Origin of the sequence: Sphingobacterium sp. lm-10 (assembly GCF_023554555.1) — a bacterium.
In the GTDB taxonomy this organism is placed as follows: Bacteria; Bacteroidota; Bacteroidia; order Sphingobacteriales; family Sphingobacteriaceae; genus Sphingobacterium.
Map to the genome: position 1 here is coordinate 1,891,063 of NZ_JAMJWC010000001.1, position 18,300 is coordinate 1,909,362.

Annotated in this window: 12 protein-coding genes; 9 read left to right on the forward strand and 3 right to left on the reverse strand. The window is 43.3% G+C overall.

What is annotated here, in order from left to right; genetic code table 11:
• Nucleotides 1-89: 89 nt before the first annotated feature.
• On the forward strand, nt 90-1,592 hold the full coding sequence (locus tag M8998_RS07730) for a cryptochrome/photolyase family protein (protein WP_249991995.1): 1,503 nt from the start codon (nt 90-92) through the stop codon (nt 1,590-1,592).
• Between the two features lie 49 nt (nt 1,593-1,641).
• Here the strand turns inward: M8998_RS07730 and M8998_RS07735 are convergent, their stop codons facing one another.
• From M8998_RS07735 to M8998_RS07745, 3 genes are all read right to left on the reverse strand, one after another.
• The gene (locus M8998_RS07735) at nt 1,642-2,136 is read right to left on the reverse strand and encodes a GNAT family N-acetyltransferase (RefSeq protein ID WP_249991997.1); all 495 of its coding nucleotides are present in this window, start codon (nt 2,134-2,136) and stop codon (nt 1,642-1,644) included.
• A gap of 129 nt (nt 2,137-2,265) precedes the next feature.
• Nucleotides 2,266-3,120, reverse strand: a complete 855-nt coding sequence (locus M8998_RS07740) for an alpha/beta hydrolase (RefSeq protein ID WP_249991999.1) — start codon at nt 3,118-3,120, stop codon at nt 2,266-2,268.
• Nucleotides 3,110-3,682, reverse strand: a complete 573-nt coding sequence (locus M8998_RS07745; protein ID WP_249992001.1) for a hypothetical protein — start codon at nt 3,680-3,682, stop codon at nt 3,110-3,112. The genes M8998_RS07740 and M8998_RS07745 overlap by 11 nt, the downstream gene beginning before the upstream one ends.
• A 392-nt stretch (nt 3,683-4,074) precedes the next feature.
• Here M8998_RS07745 and M8998_RS07750 point away from each other — a divergent pair, with 392 nt between their 5' ends.
• From M8998_RS07750 to M8998_RS07785, 8 genes are all read left to right on the forward strand, one after another.
• Nucleotides 4,075-4,644 (forward strand): RNA polymerase sigma factor, encoded by a 570-nt coding sequence (locus M8998_RS07750; protein WP_249992003.1) that lies wholly within the window; start codon nt 4,075-4,077, stop codon nt 4,642-4,644.
• Between the two features lie 62 nt (nt 4,645-4,706).
• The gene (locus M8998_RS07755) at nt 4,707-5,918 is read left to right on the forward strand and encodes a FecR family protein (RefSeq protein WP_249992004.1); all 1,212 of its coding nucleotides are present in this window, start codon (nt 4,707-4,709) and stop codon (nt 5,916-5,918) included.
• Between the two features lie 144 nt (nt 5,919-6,062).
• Nucleotides 6,063-9,440, forward strand: a complete 3,378-nt coding sequence (locus M8998_RS07760; RefSeq protein WP_249992005.1) for a TonB-dependent receptor — start codon at nt 6,063-6,065, stop codon at nt 9,438-9,440.
• A gap of 72 nt (nt 9,441-9,512) precedes the next feature.
• On the forward strand, nt 9,513-11,123 hold the full coding sequence (locus tag M8998_RS07765) for a RagB/SusD family nutrient uptake outer membrane protein (RefSeq protein ID WP_249992006.1): 1,611 nt from the start codon (nt 9,513-9,515) through the stop codon (nt 11,121-11,123).
• An 81-nt stretch (nt 11,124-11,204) separates the two neighbouring features.
• Nucleotides 11,205-12,020, forward strand: coding sequence for an endonuclease/exonuclease/phosphatase family protein (locus M8998_RS07770; RefSeq protein WP_249992007.1), 816 nt, complete (start codon nt 11,205-11,207; stop codon nt 12,018-12,020).
• A 97-nt stretch (nt 12,021-12,117) separates the two neighbouring features.
• A complete protein-coding gene (locus tag M8998_RS07775; RefSeq protein ID WP_249992008.1) occupies nt 12,118-13,386 on the forward strand; it encodes a Gfo/Idh/MocA family oxidoreductase in 1,269 nt (422 codons plus the stop codon).
• A gap of 9 nt (nt 13,387-13,395) precedes the next feature.
• Entirely contained in the window at nt 13,396-16,788 is a 3,393-nt protein-coding gene (locus M8998_RS07780) for a DUF1080 domain-containing protein (protein WP_249992009.1), read from the forward strand.
• Nucleotides 16,789-17,157: 369 nt separating this feature from the next.
• Nucleotides 17,158-18,297, forward strand: a complete 1,140-nt coding sequence (locus tag M8998_RS07785) for an ROK family transcriptional regulator (RefSeq protein WP_249992010.1) — start codon at nt 17,158-17,160, stop codon at nt 18,295-18,297.
• Nucleotides 18,298-18,300: the final 3 nt, after the last annotated feature.

Here is an 18,300-nt window from a genome sequence, read left to right on the forward strand (position 1 = left end):
CTCCTGATGATGCTTGGCTAGGAAGCATCACCTGCTTTCAAAGCCAATAATTTTCAAAACCTAAAACGAACTATCCATGTTTATTCGGCATGGATAACACACAGGTTTGCCTCATCTTTCCGCATCAGCTTTTTGCTAAACATCCAGCGATTAAAAAATCCCGAGCAATCTACCTGATAGAAGAAACGCTGTTTTTTAATCAGTACGCATTTCATAAGAAAAAGCTGATGCTACACCGTGCAAGTATGCAGTATTACGCCGATCGCTTAAAAAAGGATGGTTATGAGGTACGGTATATGGAGGCAACGGATGAAAATTCAGATGTGCGTTTTCTACTGAAGCAACTCAAAAAAGATGGCGTAGAAATTGTTTTCTATGCTGACGTAACCGACAATTGGCTTGCGAAACGGATTGTAACAACTTGTGAAACAGAAGGTCTTGCCCACGAAAAATTTAAGACTCCAAATTTCCTCAACGACGCTTCAGAACATGATTTCTTTGATCAGAAAAAAAGATATTTTCAAGCAGATTTCTATGCCGCAGAACGAAAGTTAAAAGGTATACTACTGGAGCAAGATCAAACACCATTGGGAGGAAAGTGGTCCTATGATCAGGAGAACAGAAAAAGATTCCCCGCAAAGCAACCAATCCCCTCTTTGGGAACCCTTGCGGAAAACTCATTCGTTAAAGAAGCAGGCCAATGGGTAGAAAAGCACTATCCAAACAATTACGGCTCGTCCACCGATCCGCTGAATGATCAAGTCAACTTCTATCCGGTAACCCATGCTGACGCGAAAAAATGGCTACAAAATTTCTTCGAGAATCGCTTCGCTCAATTCGGAGACTATGAGGATGCGATGGTCGTATCTGAAGGTTTCTTGCATCACTCGGTACTGAGCCCCATGCTCAACATCGGATTGCTAGACCCTCAACAAATCATCGATGAAGCCTTACTTTATGCTAGCGAATACGAAATTCCGCTCAATTCCCTAGAAGGCTTTATCCGCCAGGTTATGGGTTGGCGAGAGTTCATCCATCTGGTTTATGAGAGAGAAGGTTCGGTTCAGCGCACTAAAAATTTCTGGAACTTCAAGCGGAAGATTCCCAAGTCTTTTTGGACGGGCAATACGGGTATACATCCTGTAGATACTGTCATTAAAAGGGTATTGAAATATGGTTACTGCCATCATATCGAACGGTTAATGGTACTTGGAAACTTTATGTTATTGTGTGAGTTTGATCCCGACGAGGTGTATCGCTGGTTTATGGAACTGTTTGTAGATAGCTACGACTGGGTGATGGTACCTAATACTTACGGTATGACGCAATATGCCGATGGCGGACTGATGACAACAAAACCCTATATATCCGGCAGCAATTATTTACTTAAGATGGGGAATTGGGAAAAAGGGGAATGGCAGGAAGTATGGGATGGGCTTTTCTGGCGTTTTATGCACCAACATCGAGCCGTATTCAGCAAAAATCCGCGCCTCGGCATGCTATTGAGCACGTTCGACAAAATGGACAGCGAAAAACGCAAAAAACATCTGGATCGGGCTGCTGGATTTTTGCGGCAGCTATCGCTTGATTAATCCTATTCTAGTGATGATACTTCCCATCAAAACATTCATTACTCTACGTTTATTGTCTTGACAACCTCAACTTCTCGGTAGGCAAGTCATCTTCTGTACCTATAAAATAGCTTTCAAACCCGGCCTTCTGCAAGATGTATTTCGACGCGACGTTCGCAGGATCGATGATTCCGATAATATCCGCTTCAGGCTTTATTGAATCTGCCAATTCCAGCATTCTCTTACAAAGCACCGTAGCATATCCCCTACCCCAGAATACTTCTTTTAGGATATACCCTACTTCTAGGCAGCGCCTGTCCTGCGGATAAGGTTCGAGCTTACAGTCTCCGATAAATAACCCTTCCTCATTTATCGCTTTGAAATACCCCAACCGATTGTTTTCAGCATTTATTTTCAATATACTATCAAACTTATCTCGCGCTTCTTCCTCGCTCAAAGCCTTTTCAGTAATGTACCTCATCACCGCATATTCCCCAACCATGCTATAATAATCAGCAAAATCCGCAGATTCGTATTTTTTTAAAGTAATTAGGTTATTATCCATGTTAGTATATTTTGGAAACACACTAATTTACTATCTTTTTTGCACCTACGAAAAATTGCAGGATATTACTGTAGCAGAAACAATCTCATTGCTCAATTATGCGATAATTTATGCCCCCATAAGAGCCCACTATTGATCAAGCAATAGCGGAATTCCCTGCAAAAAAGAAATTAATGCGACATCCATATGTCCCAGTCCAGTATACACTTGACTATGTAAATTTTGGCTTGCCGTTAATTCTTCCAAGCCCTGTACTATTTGATCAAAGGGTTTCAATCCCCATTCCGCATCTTCTTGCCCTCCTACAGTCAGAAAAATTTCCTGATCACCCGATACAGATAGCTGCTTGGTCAGCAGTTTTGAAAGATAAAAGTCATGATACCACAAAGAAGGACTAGCCGATAGAAAGCCAGCGAAATCCTGTCTCTTCAATTCAGCCTGTCTCAAATAAGCATACAAGGAAAAATATCCTCCAAATGAATGTCCCATTAACATCCGTTTCGGATGCGTTAGTCCATCCCCCTTCAATTTAGGAATCAGTTCCTGAGTGAGGAATTGATAAAAATCTTCTCCTCCAGCATGTCCTGTAATTTCGTCGGATGCTAATGCCTCCGGATAGAGATAATCGCGATTTCGCAGAGAATCCATCCGCTCAAAAGATCCATAACCAATTCCAACCAGAATTATGGGAGGCCAAATACCCACCTCTTCATATTGGTGAAGAATGGGCGCTAGTAACGGAAAATACAGATCAGCGTCTGTAAGTACTACAACCGGATAGTTACTTAAAGAGTCTTTATCATATGCTTTAGGGTATTGAGTGCTGATGGCAAACGTATCTCGCACATGTGTTGAGTAAACAAGTTCTGTAACCCGTATTGGTTCTTGCTTCGTTTCATTTCCGGCCTCCTTTTCCTCGCGGCATGCGCTGTTACCTAAAAATAATAGTAGCAGAAAGCTAAAGATTATTGGTTTACCTATCATAGTACTTGGTTTTAATATGTTTCATAAGTTCGTAAACAATCGTATCTGAGAGATCATCTGCCGATGGCCGATTTATCCGGACAAATTCGCTTATAGCATCACCCGAAAGTCCGGTCAATTGCTTGACCAAGGTGGAATCAAAATGCTGCTCAATGTAGCGCTCCTTCTCATCCAGCAGAGATTGATTTTCAACTTTCGACCTTTTCTTTTTTGCAATTCCTCCGATTAAAGTTAATAGGTCTACATATACCAAACTGGAAGTAGTGCCGGTTCGATTTGGCAGAACAGGGGTTTTCAGGGAGGAGCGATTTATAAAAACCTTCTTCCAGCTCGGTGATGATCCTTTGGACAAATTTTTAAGATAATCATGCACTTGAAGACTATCCGGATGGATGATCTTACGATGTATATGTATCTCTTCCAAGATCACAGTATCTGCATAACTTTCTGATGATGCTGAACTCTTAAACACGCTGAATGAAAAAGGCTGGGCGGTAAATTCTGGAAAAGTCCCGGCGGCTCCTGATATCAACACGCGATGTGCAGCATCTTTTGCGAGCAACGTCGTAAAAGATAAGACTATAAAATAGTTACAAAGGATCAATAGCTTTTTCAATAGGTCGTGATAATTTCAATGAAGATAACAGCATAGTATACTGATTAAAAGAATTTTAACCATCATTAACAAAAATGAGTAATGCGGGTATGGAACGGAGTATACCTGCATAGCTTGCGCTCAAAAACGCTTAGTGTTATTTTGTAATTCTTCAAAAAAATTACCTAGATTTATAACAATACAAATGAAACTAACGACCGTTCCGGATAGCGGAATTATGAACACGTCACGTTATTATTAATATAAACTTAACGCAATGGTGAAGCCGTTGGGTTTAAGATAATGGTACTTTTGTGACGCTCTATCTACTGATGAAAACGATGCTAAAGCGACATCAAATGCAAAAAAATCTGACGGCTATCTCCAAGGGAGATGAATCGGCATTTGCAGCTTTCTATCACGCTCATTTCTACCGACTGGCAACCGAAGTTTTTCATATTTTAAAAGATAAAAGCCAAACCGAAGAAGTATTGCAGGATGTATTTACTACGATTTGGAATAAAAGAGAAGGTATTCTTTCTATCGCTAACCTGGAGGGCTACCTATTCGTATTAGCACGAAATGCTTCGTTAAATCAATTGCGGCGCAACATACGTAGAGCCAAAGTAGAAATAGATTTCGTCCAGCAGCAAGATCTTTGGGAAGAAGATACCGACGAGACTTCCGCGGAAGAGCGTTACCTACCTTGGATCGATCAAGCAATAGCGCAATTACCTGCGCAACAACAAAAAGCCTTTATTCTTTGCCAGTTTAAACGAAAAAAATATTTAGAAATTGCGACTGAAATGAATATCTCCCGAGAGTCGGTTAAGAAATACCTGCAGCTTGCGCGCTTATCTATCAAAACCTACCTCACCAAGCATCGTGACTCCATAGTTAGTCTTTTTTTTACTTTTCTTATTTTTTAATACCCCCTTTTCTCGAATAGCATTGTCCTCTAAGTGTAAAGCATCAGCTTGAACACCAATACATGCATCAAGAGAAAAAAGAATTTATTGATTTAGTACAGAAACAAATTGACGAAACGATTACACAAAAAGAATCGATTCGCCTCAAACACCTTTCAATCCAAATTCCTGAGTTGGAACAAGCAGCCTTGTTTGAGATCGTTTGGGATCGAACTATAGAAAAAGATAAACCCCTGAATCAACCCTTTTCTTCGGCAGAATCTCATCAATTGTTCCACAAAATTATCGATGCAGGCAATAATCAAGTCAAACCTCGTAAAAAGACTATACCCTCTCAGAAAATAGTGAAATGGATTTCTACTGCTGCTGCATTGATCCTAATAAGCTTTGGTGTGAAGTTTATGTACTCCACACATAGTAACGAAGATGTGATCCCTCAACCCTTTGCGCAAAAACACACCAATCAACAAGACGTAGAACCCGGTCGTAATCGCGCGTTATTCCTAACGGAAGATGGGGAGCAAATCGCATTAGATAGCAATCAGGTCGGCATTATTGAGGCTGGAGAAACCTTCTCTATTGTAAGATTGGAAACGGGCGAAATTCAGTATACAAACTCCGACAATACTCAAATAGAGCAGCATACCGTAAAAACGCCACGTGGCGGACAAATAAATTTTCTATTACCTGATGGCACAAAAGTATGGTTGAATGCAGAATCTTCTATCCGTTTTGCTTCTAATTTAGGTACGGCAGATCGGGTAGTACACATGACCGGTGAAGTATATTTTGAAGTGACCAAATCGGAAGGTCGCAATTTTCTGGTGCAAGGCCAATTCGGAGCGATCGAAGTTTTGGGAACAAAATTTAACGTAAACGCGTATGATAAGAACCTAACGACAGCTGCATTATTGAGCGGTGCTATTCGCTTAGAAACCGCCACAGGTGCGGTACAAATGTCACCAAATCAATTAACGACCATTGCGGCAAATGGCAACATGAAAACAGCCTATAACCCGAATGTAAAAGATATGACACGGTGGAAAGATGGATACTTCCATTTTGATCGCGCTGATGTCAGTACAATAGCCAGTCAATTGGAAAGATGGTACGATATCGACGTGAAGATTACTGGAAAACGCAAGCATACAGCAATCAACGGAACCATATCGCGCAACGTGAAGCTTTCAAAAATGCTTGAAATGTTGGATTACCTGGGATTACAATCGAGTTACAAAAACAACAACCTCACTGTTAATATTAAAAATCCTTAAGCCTATGAAATAAAACCCCTATTTAAAATGCTAGGCAGTATGATAAAAAAACAGAAGGTGCAGCAACACCTTCTGAAAAAATGATCTGTTCCTAAAGCAACTGTACCAATCACCTATTTAACGAACAAAAATCCATTTAAAAATATGCATTTTGATTTGAATGTGTGTGGAAGTGTAAAAAATATATTTTATCGCTTCCTAGAAATTACAAAATATGTAGTGCTAGCGCTTTTGCTATCCATTTCAAATGTTGGCGCCACCAGTTACGCACAGCGATTTACGCTACGAGAGCCACAGACCAAACTCACCATCTTGCTTAGCAAGATTGAAAAGCAGATTCCACATCGATTCGTATATGACCATTCAGAGATCGGAGAAATCTATATTCCAGCTACCGACCTCCAGTCGGTAGCCCTAACGGAAGGATTAGATAGGTTACTTCCTGAGCAGGGTCTTGATTACAAAATTTTTGATGACTACATCATCATCCGCCGCGGAAAGGGCTCAACGACACGTAAATTCCAGACGCAACAATATACCATAAGAGGTGTTGTACTTGACCAGGCAGCTCAGCCTGTTGAGGGAGTAAATATTGCCGTAAAAGGTCAGGCAAGCCAACGTACCGGAAGCGATCAGGATGGCAGATTTAGTCTTGCAGTAAGTCAACCTAATGCAACCTTGGTGTTTCAGCATATCTCCTTTGTCACAAAAGAGCAAGCTGTGCAAGGATCAGGCGAAATGAATGTGATTTTGCAGCCAGGCAATGATAATATCGACGAGGTCGTCGTTGTGGGTTACGGAACACAGAAAAAAGCAAATTTGACGGGTTCGGTAAGCTCGATATCTGGCGAAGCACTGGAAAGCAGACCACTTGCTAATATCGGACAAGGCCTGCAGGGGCAGATGCCGGGTTTGACGGTAAGAAATACAGGCAATACAACACCGGGCAACCGTGCACCGCAATTTCGTATTCGTGGAGTCGGCACTTGGGGAGATGCGAATCCATTAATCGTTATAGACGGTATTCCGGGAGGAAACATCAATATCTTAAACCCGGATGATGTAGAAAGTATTTCCGTATTGAAGGACGCCGCTTCTTCCTCTATTTATGGGGTACGAGGTGCAAATGGTGTCATCATTGTTACCACGAAAAAAGGTAAATCCGGCCAAACTAATATCAGCCTGAATAGCTATTTCGGGCAGCAAACACCTACGGCTCTGCCTAAGTTTCTAGGTTCGGCAGATTACATGACTTTGCAAAACGAAGCCAATATCAATGCCGGCACTAACCCAACCTACACAGAAGAGCAAATTGCCATGGCACGCGATGGTAGCGACCCCAATTACTTCGCTAACACAAATTGGATTGACGAAGTATACCGGGCAAGTGCTCCACAGCAAAACCACAACCTAAGTCTGAACGGTGGAAGCGACAACACGCAATATTATGCATCATATGGTTATCTCAACGAAGGGGGATTAGTAGTAGGCGACAATTTTAAAGCGCACCGTCACAATGCGCGTATCCGCCTGAACACACAAATTGGAGATCGCCTTAAAATAGACGGTAACCTTGGATATGTAGATCGCTCTAATGATGGCAGTGCATCGGGCACAGGAGCACTTTCAGCTGCATTAAGCATTCGCCCGCTCGTGCCAGTTCGGTTTACTAATAATAGCTGGGGTTACCACGGTGGACAAAGCAATCCAGTCGCCATTGCGACAGATGGCGGTACAAATAGTTTTACCTCGCAGGAAATAACCGCCAATTTGGGTGCTACATTAAACATCGCAAAAGGTTTGGATCTGAAAGGCCAGTACGGCCTAGTGAAGTACAATTCAAAAAGAACGACGCTTCTTAAAACCATCAACTATTATAGTCCAGATGACGACCAGCTGATCTACCAAACCAATTTTCCGAATAGAATTAATATGGATCACTATTCTGGCACATACCAAACCTTTATTGGAACAGCCAACTATGACCGAACATTTCAGGAAAAACATCACCTGACCGGCTTATTGGGTTATTCTGTCGAAGAAAATGTGGGAGCAGATTTTGGTGCATCACGTACACATCTTCCGGTCGATCTCCCTTCGTTAGCGCTAGGTACCGAAAACCAGCTAAATCAGAGTTCAAGCAGTCAAAATGCCTTGATGTCTTTCTTCGGTCGCGTGAATTATGACTATGAAGGCCGTTACCTTTTGGAAGGTAACTTCCGCCGGGATGGTTCTTCTCGGTTTCATCCGGATGTTCGCTGGAACTGGTTTGGCTCCTTTTCCGCGGGATGGGTATTTACAGAAGAAACCTTCTTTGAAAGCTTGCGCGACACATGGAATTTCGGTAAAATCCGGTTCTCTTATGGAACGCAAGGCAATGACCGCGTTGGGCGCGATCATCCTTTTATGGCTATTCTATCTTCTGCCCAAGTCAACTCTAATAATCCAATCGGTAATATCGGTCGCGTTGGCTTTCGGCAGTCTTTTATTCCAAACCAGCTCGTGTCTTGGGAGTCTTCCGAAAAGATGAATATCGGTATGGACCTCGCCTTCTTCAGTCAGCGATTAAACGTAACGGGAGAATATTTTGTCAACAATACCCGTGATTTGTTGCTCAATACACCATTACCTGATGTGATCGGTGTGGGCACCGGTTATCCTGCCCAAAATGCAGGAGCCATGCAAAATAAGGGCTGGGAAGTGGTCGTCGGATGGCAAGATCATATCGGTGATTTTAGTTATCGCGCCAACTTCAACCTATCCGACGTCAGAAATAAAATTACCCATTTAGACGATTACGCGGTAAACCTCGGGGATCGTGTCCGTCTGGTCGGCCATCCATTAGATGCTTTTTATGGATTCAAAGTAGACCGTATCGCACAGGAAAGCGACTTCAGCATCGTCAATGGGCAGCGGGTTCCCAACTTCCCGTTTCAGCGCGGAGATCTTGTGGGACCGGGCGATTTGATCTACGTACCGACAGATCCCGAAGCAACAGAAATCACAGTAGGTAACGATCGCCATGTATTGGGTAGTGATATTCCACGCTACACGTATGGTTTCCGTGGCGACTTATCCTATAAAAACATAGATTTCAGTTTTTTCCTACAAGGCGTAGGTAAGGCTGATGGATACCTCGCCGGTAACGCGCGACACCCATTTATGAACAACAGTGCCATGCCACAGGAGGTGCACTTGGATCGATGGACCCCGGATAATCCAGATGCTTCCTATCCTCGATTGGTATACCTACGTGATCATAATACGCGGTTGTCTTCCAAATGGATTGAAGATGCTTCGTATTTAAGACTGAAGAATATACAGATTGGATATACCTTCTCTCCGGAGTGGATGGAAAGATTCCGCGTCAGCAAATTGCGCTTGTATGCTTCGGCAGATAATCTACTGACCAGAACTGACTTTTTCTATGGATATGACCCAGAGGTTCCTGTCGGCAATACGGGCGGATACTATCCGCAAGTAAAGACGTATGTATTGGGTATTAATTTAAATTTAAGATAGACGGCAATGACATTACGATATAAAACATACAATAGGTTGGCATTCGCTATTTCGGCAATCAGCCTAATCAGCATGGCAAGTTGCAGCGATTTTCTGGACCGAGTGCCGCAAGATGAGATTGTCAATGAGACTTATTGGAAAACGCAGGAACATCTGGAGATGGCAGCGACCGCTATTTACTCTCGAGTAAAAGCGAAAAACTTCGTGGACATGGAAAACTTAGCAGAGAATACCATGTGGCCAACAACCAATCAATACAAGGATATTGGTTCTGGAGTATTTCCGGTTACACAACCTACGGTGAACAGCGAATGGGCTAATATGTACCGAGATGTTCGGGAATGCAATGCATTCTTGGAGAATTACGCCGGAGCGAGCGAAAACCAACCTGGTGCCAAAGAACGATTAGCAGCAGAGGTGCGTGTGATTCGTGCACTGGCCTATAGCTTCTTGACCTCCTTCTATGGCGATATTCCCTTGCTCACAAAAACATTAAATCCCGACGATCCAGAGCTATACGACGATCGTACTCCGCAATCAGAGGTAGTCGATTTCCTATTAGGGGATTTGGATGCTGCAGCCGCAGCACTACCTAGCGCTATTCCTACCGGACAGAATCTTGGTCGCGTAAGCAAGGGCACGGCTTTAACACTGAAATCACGCATCGCACTTACTTACGGACGCTATGAAGTGGCTGAACAGGCTGCTAAAGCCGTAATGGATTTAGGCGTTTACGAACTGTACAATACGGGTGATCCACAAACGAATTATTGGGAGTTATTTACCCGTGCGGGTAAACTGGCTGGAGGACGAAATAAAGAAACCATCTTTGCGCGCCTACATTTGACGGATGTGATTATGCATAACCTAAGTAGGGAAATCCAGGTACCTGACCAATTTGCACGTTTTGTGCCGACACGTTCACTCGTAGAGTCCTATCTATGTGCCGATGGACTTCCTATTGATAAGTCTCCGTTATACAGCGATGCCGCCTATGCAGATGTGTTTAAAAACAGAGACCCCCGCATGACCCAAACCATCTTAGTCCCGGGTGACAAGTGGGGTGGCAGATTTGATGGTAGACCGGTAGCACAAAATCCAGACCCGACCATCTTTCAAGTGCCAAAATTTAGCCAAGACGGTCGCGGATCGGTCACGACAACGGGTTATTATTACAAAAAATATGTGGAGCCTTCTGCCGTAGGGTTGGTGAGTAGAGATGATAATGACATCCATCATATGCGTTATGCGGAGGTATTGCTCAACTACGCAGAGGCTAGACTGGAGCAAAATAAATTGACACAAGCTGATCTCGACATCTCCATTAACCTACTGCGCGATCGCGTCGGTATGGTTCACATGAACTTAAGCTTTCTGGCACAGCATGGTATGGATATTCGTGCAGAAATCAGGCGCGAACGTCGGGTAGAATTGGCGTTGGAAGGACACCGCTATTTTGATGTGCGACGTTGGCAACAAGGAGAATTGCTGGGTCGTGATATTGAAGGCGTAAAAGCAAGCTGGTTCCCTCAATTGAATGCTGCTACCTATAGAAAAAGTACCGATGGGCATTTAGTCGTTCAGTGGACGCGCGCCTTTGAAAGTCCAAAAAATTACCTGTGGCCAGTACCGCAAACCCAGTGGGAACGAAATCCTAATTTGGGCCAAAATCCCGGTTGGTAACCCCTTCGTGTTTACATCATCATTGGCACGGCAGATTTCATACTGCCGTGCCATTTATAACTAATCATCAAAAAGACCAATATGAATCAAATAAACCAATTTCTGATCCTATGCTTACTATTGTCAACCGCATCTGCGGCTTTGCATGCAAAGCAAAAAGCCATGAATACAACAGGAAAGCAGTTGAAGATTATGTCGTACAATATTCATCACGCCAGCCCACCGAGCACACCCGACAAAATCGATATAGAGGCGATTATTGCCGTAATTAGAAATGAAGATCCAGATCTAGTTGCTTTGCAAGAAGTGGATGTACGCACCAAACGTAGTGGTCACATTGATCAGGCAAAGCAGATAGCGAAAGCGTTGAGCATGCATTATTATTTTGCAAAAGCCATCGATTTTGATGGAGGTGAATACGGACAAGCGATACTTTCCAAACGACCATTTAACAATCCGCAGATACACCATCTTCCTTCTATCGCCAGCTCCAACGCTGAACCTCGAATCTTGGCGACTGTTGATATCGATTTGGGAAATCAGCAATTAATTACTTTTGCGACCACCCACTTAGATGCACAAAGAGACCCGCAAAACCGCACTTTGCAGGCAAAAGAATTAGTTCGTATCGCAAGAGACAGCAAGCATCCGATGGTAATCGCCGGGGATCTTAATATGACGACAGATCAAGAGGCATTTGCACTATTCGAAAAGGTACTCAAACCGACTTGCACTACCTGTGGATTCACTATCCCCGTTATCACTCCGAAGAAAACGATTGATTTTATCTTGTTAAGAAATCAAGATTCTTGGGAAGTCGTGTCACATCATGTCGTACAGGAGCATTACGCGTCCGATCACCTACCTGTCACAGCCCTGTTGCGATGGGTTCTTTAACTTTTTGTAATATTTTTTCTATCTTAATACATTCATTTAGTACAATCTACTTCTACACCAATAGTAAACGAACGTATGTTCGCAAAATATCTAAAACATGACATCAACGAAAATAATAAGACGCGATTTTATCAAAAAAGCATTGGTAGGTGCCGCGGCATTCACCATCATACCCCGCCACGTACTGGGAGGTAATGGTTTTCTGGCGCCAAGTGATCATCTTACTAAAGGAGTAATTGGTGTGGGATCCATGGGTCGCGGACATTTTGATTATGCCGGCACCAAGACGGTAGCCATATGCGATGTAGACACACGCCATCTAGCCATCGCCCAAAAACAATTGAAAGATCGGGCAACCGAATACCGGGATTATCGCGATCTCATTCAAGACTCCAAAGTGGATCTTGTACACATTGCTACACCGCCACATTGGCATGGTATCATGGCGGTGGATGCCGCACGCGCAGGCAAAGACATCTGGTGTGAAAAGCCAATGACGCGGACTATTGGCGAAGGAAAAAAAGTAAAAGAAGCCATCGCACAGCATGGCAATATGTTTCGTTTGAATACCTGGTTTCGATACGATAGAGATTTCTATGGCATGCAGGTACCTGTCAAAAAAATTAAAAAACTGGTCGATACCGGTATGTTAGGATGGCCACTAAAGGTAACAATCAGTAAGCACACCGGCTTTGACTGGAAGTTTTACTGGGTGGGCAATGAAAATCTGCCAGAAGAAAACGTACCAGCAGAGTTAGATTATGACCTATGGTTGGGGCCAGCGCCTTACAAACCATACAGTGCGCATCGCGTACATACTACCTTTCGCGGTTATTGGGATTACGATGGTGGCGGTCTCGGCGATATGGGGCAGCATTATTTAGATCCAGTACAATATTTCTTAGGAAAAGACAATGAGAGTCCGATCAAGATTGAAGTAGATGCACCACAACAGCACTACGATGCCGTCGGCACCTGGCGGAAAATCATCTACACTTATGCTGATGGTTGCCAGATTATCTTGGACGGAGCAGGATCAGAAGTAGGAAAACCGTATATAGAAGGCCCGGATGGAAAACTATTCAAAGGTTTTGTTTCCGATATTCCTGACTTAGAGCGGAAGTTATCACAGTATCCAGATCCCGCTCCACAGGTAGATGATTTTATGGAATCTTGTAGATCGCGACAGAAGTTCGCACTGAATGAGGAAAACGGATACTATTCGGCCACGCTGGTTAATCTTGGATTGGCCGCACTACGATTGAACCGTACCCTACATTACGATTCCGACAAACAAGAATTTGTAGGAGATCCAGGTGCAAATCGCCTGATTAATCAACCGATGCGAGGACCTTGGACTATTTAAAAGACACTCATGAAAAGAATTAACTATACCCTACTCGTATTCCTGTTGTTAAGTACAGTGGCCAATGCGCAACTTCCTAAAGATAGAACAACAGCCACCAAGATAGCTGACCTACTCATGCAGCAGCCTGCCGAAGACCAAGTTGCATTCTCCACAGCAATGCAAGAGATGGAGCATTTTACGGCGGCAGAAATCGGGAGCATGGTGCAAGAGATCGAAAGCAAAAACACGAACATTAGCCCCATCACTTACGCGCTCAACTCCTATGCTTATTATGTGATGCAAGAGGGCAAAGAAAGCTCGCGGAAGGTCTATGCAGACGGACTGTGCTCGGGCCTCGCGCTATTGAAGCAAGACGAGAAAAAAGCATTTGTATTGGAGTTATTGAAAAAGGTTGCCAATTCAGTAAATATACCCGCTATCGCTCCCTATTTGTCTGACGACAAGTTGGTCGATGATGCCGCGCTTGCACTTCATGCTATCGGTACCCCCGAAGCTGTAGATGCGCTGATGACAGCTTTGCAAAATGCCAAAAACGAAAAGCAAGCCACCGCCACAATAACTGCGTTGGGTGATCTAAAAGCGAAGCAAGCAGAATCTGATATCATCGCCAGCATTAATCAGTACGATAATACCACTTTTCGGCGCAATGCTTACATCGCGCTGAGCAAAATCGCTGGTGAACAATCCGAAAAATTGTTTTTGGATAAAGCGGCAGAAGCTGTATACGCGTATGAGCCGACTAATGTAGCTTCCCTCAGCTTAGACTATGCGGCAAATCGCCTAGCTGAAGGGGATAAGAAAGGCGCTGAAAGAATAACGAATACCATCTTCCAAAAAGCGAATAGTACGACATCAACAGCACTGAAAGGACGAGCATTAGCCATAGCTAGCTCGATAAACTATGGAAAAGCTAAAAAAGAAATATTGCTTGGAGTTCAATCTCCTGATGCCATGTACCGCGATATTGCACTAAACTTGTTGCATAAATACGGTAAAGACAAAGAAAACCGTGCATTGCTCGCTATGACAAAGAATGCCTCGCCCGATGTGCAGGAAAGCTTATACAATTATCTAGGTCGACAAGGAGAAGTAAAATATGGCAAACAAATAGAAGACAACCTCCGCAACATCCAAGATAGCCGTCCGAAGGTGGCTGCTTTACATGCGCTATCCCGGTTGGAAAATGCCTCAGCAGCAAAGCTGATGATTCAGCAATTGCCACAGGTGGATCAGGAAGGCAAAGCAGCCATAAAAGGTTTACTTTTGAGTGTCCAAGATCCAACGACAGTACAAGCGGTACAAGCTGCGCTGCCTAATGCAGATCCAAAAACACAGGTTATTTTGTTGCAGTTTTTGTCTACTCGCTCGGACGAAGAATCCACGCTAGCTGTATTACCATTACTTTCCTCGACAGATTCCCTGGTACACCAAGAGGCCTACAAAACATTGCCTTCATTAGCAAGAGCTGAAAATCTAGATACGCTTCTGTCGCTTTTCAACCATGTTTCTGCAAAGGATCTTCCTTATGTGCAAGAGGCATTGGTGATTTCGCTGAAGGCGCGTCCTGATAAAGCGGAAAAAATACAACAATTAGCCTCAAACGTTTCCTTGGAAGATCAGGCACATATGTCTCTCCTCTTCCCTGTATTTGCCGGTGTTGGTGATGATCATGCCCTATCGCGTGTACAACAAGCGTTAAACCAACCACAAACCCGTAAAATAGCAATACAAACCTTAGCTAGTTGGTCTGCACCAACTACTTTACCGGACTTGATTACACTCTCCCGTCAGGAAAAAGGAGCATCGCTTGATCTAGTTTTAACGGGTTTAATTCATCAAATTAACCGCAGCTCCGCCACACCTGACCAGAAAACCCTTTATTTGAAGGACGCTTTCGAGCGATCAGAAAGCAGCGCTCAAAAACGTAGGGTCTTGCAAAGCTTACAAGCAACCGGTACATTCCAAGCCCTAGTCTTTGCGGGTCAATTTTTAACCGACCCCGAATTAAAACGCCAGGCGACTGGTACGGTGATGAATATTGCATTGGATAATCGTCAATTTTCGGGAACGATTGTTAAAGAACTGTTGACTCAAGCAATGACTAATCTGGCGGGCGATGAAAGTGCTTATCTTTCTGCAGCAATCGAGCGCCACTTGGCGGAAATGCCTTCCACAGAAGGTTACTCCAAGTTGTTCAACGGAAAGGATTTAAAAGGTTGGAAAGGGTTGGTTGAAAATCCAGTTAAACGAAATACCCTATCTGCCCAAGAGTTGGCCAAAAAGCAGACGGCAGCGGATCAGGATATGCGAGCCAACTGGACTGCCGAAAAGGGCATGTTAGTCTTTCGTGGTAAAGGCGACAATATCGCGACAGATAAGCAATACGGTGATTTCGAGATGTTAGTAGACTGGAAGCTTGATCCTCAAGGAGAAGAACCCGATGCAGGCATCTACCTCCGTGGAACACCTCAAGTACAAATTTGGGATACTTCTCGCGTGAACGTTGGAGCGCAGGTAGGCTCTGGCGGATTATATAATAACCAATCGCACGCAAAAGATCCGTTAAAAGTGGCCGATAATCCCCTTGGCGAATGGAACACCTTTAAAATTAAGATGGTGGGCGATAAGGTATGGGTTTGGTTAAACGGCGAACAAGTTGTAGACAGTACCGTACTGGAAAACTACTGGGATCGAAGCAAACCTATTTTTCCAATGGAACAAATTGAACTGCAGGCTCACGGCTCTAAAGTTTGGTATCGGGACATCTATTTAAAAGAGCTGCCACGTAAAGAAATATTTCAGGTAACAGGCATTGAACAGCAAGAGGGCTTTGAGATGCTGTTTGATGGCACGAACTTAGATAAATGGACCGAATCCACCGCTTATGAAATCACCCCAGAAGGTTATCTACGTGCTAATCCAGATGCCAAGTTTGGAAAAAACTTGTACACCAAAGAAGAGTTTGCAGATTTCGTGTACCGTTTTGATTTTAAGTTGACACCAGGCGCCAATAATGGTGTAGGTATTCGTACACCTTTAGAAGGAGATGCAGCCTATGTAGGTACGGAAATCCAAATTTTGGACAATGATGCCGATATCTATAAGAATTTGAAAGAATATCAATATCATGGATCTGCTTACGGAATCATTACCGCAAAACGTGAAGGGATGAAACCCCTTGGCGAATGGAATACGCAAGAAATCTATGTGAAGGGCAATCAGATAACGGTGACACTGAATGGCCAGGTAATCTTAGAAGGCGACCTTGCCGAAGCTTCCAAAAACGGAACGCTAGATGGGAAAGACCATCCAGGCCTTAAAAATAGTAAAGGACACCTCGGCTTTCTAGGCCACGGATCGGAAGTTTTTTTCCGAAACATCCGAATAAAACGCCTATAGCATTTAACACAAAAAAGGAGCATCTATAGATGCTCCTTTTTTGTGTTAAATGCATTTGTACTGTATTCTACTACGGTGCTTGTGTGGAAACAGATCCCTTTTATACTATTTATACCTCAATTTACTGCTTCCTTTTACAAGATCAATAAGCCTTCACTATGCTCCATCTGATCTAAAAAAAATATACCCGTATTATAAATAGTCTCGCAAACTTTTATAAAATTCCCATATACGAGGTCATAAACTTCTTAAAATTTTTAAATAGCGTTTTGATTTATAAGATTTATCAATAGTTTTGTTACAACCGTTATTAATGAATTGTCTTTAAGCTAAGACCCTATATCTGTGAGTCAAACCAAAATCTCCATTATGAAAGCCTTATGCTTTCGACCCTTACAATCTGTAAGCGAAATTGCCTCGACCATAGATCGGAGTATCCCTAGTGCGACCAAGATTTTAAATGAATTGGCTACAGAGGGCTTAGTAGACACGGTTGGATTGGGTCCATCTACTGGGGGTAGACGTGCCTTGCAATACCAACTCCAGGTAAATCAGCTCCCCCTTATTCTATCGGTAGCAATTGATCAATATTACAGCAGTGTCGCACTTTTGAATTTCGACCATTCGTACTTCAGCCCTGTAAAAACGATAAAAAATGCACTGACTGATCCTTTAGCTTATGATAAGCTAGTATCCCTAATTACCGAAGTGAAAGCGATCGCTGGTTCCCGTAGAATATTCGCAATCGGGTTAACTTCTCCTGGTTTTGTGAATGCTGATCAAGGAATTAACGCATCTTATCCTCCAGGGAATCCATTTCATAATATCAAAAAACAACTAGAAAAGACCTTCGGTATACAGACTTTGTTAGAGAACGATTCTGCGGCAATAGCTATTGCCGAAAAACGTTTTGGTCGGAATCGGGAATCGAAAGATATTCTTGTGGTCAATTTAAACTGGGGTATAGGTTTAGGTATGATCATCGATGGAAAGCTTTTTCGGGGACATAGTGGTTTTGCTGGAGAATTCAGTCATATTCCCCTTTCCGACAAAGGCACACTTTGCTCTTGTGGCAAGAGAGGTTGTTTGGAAGTAGAAGCATCCCTTCTTTCTGCAGTCAGTTACGCCACTGAGCGACTAGCAAACGGCGAACCATCTCTACTAGCCGAAGCATATACTCACCGAGGATATATAACGGGTGAGTGTATCATTGATGCCGCCAAACGAGGTGATCAATTGGCTTTATCTGCTGTAGATCAGATCGCCTATGCTATTGGTAAAGGGTTAGCAACCTTAATCCACATCATTAACCCAGAACATATCATTCTTAGCGGCCGAGGAGCTCGGTTAGGAGATATTCTTCCTGGTACGATACAAACTTCCTTAAGAAAGTACACGATAGAACGACTGCGGATGCAGACACAATTTTCTATGTCGGAAATAGAAAACCCTCAAATATTGGGTGGTGCCTGCCTGGCCATAGAAAACGCAGACTTTCAAAGTTTGTAATTG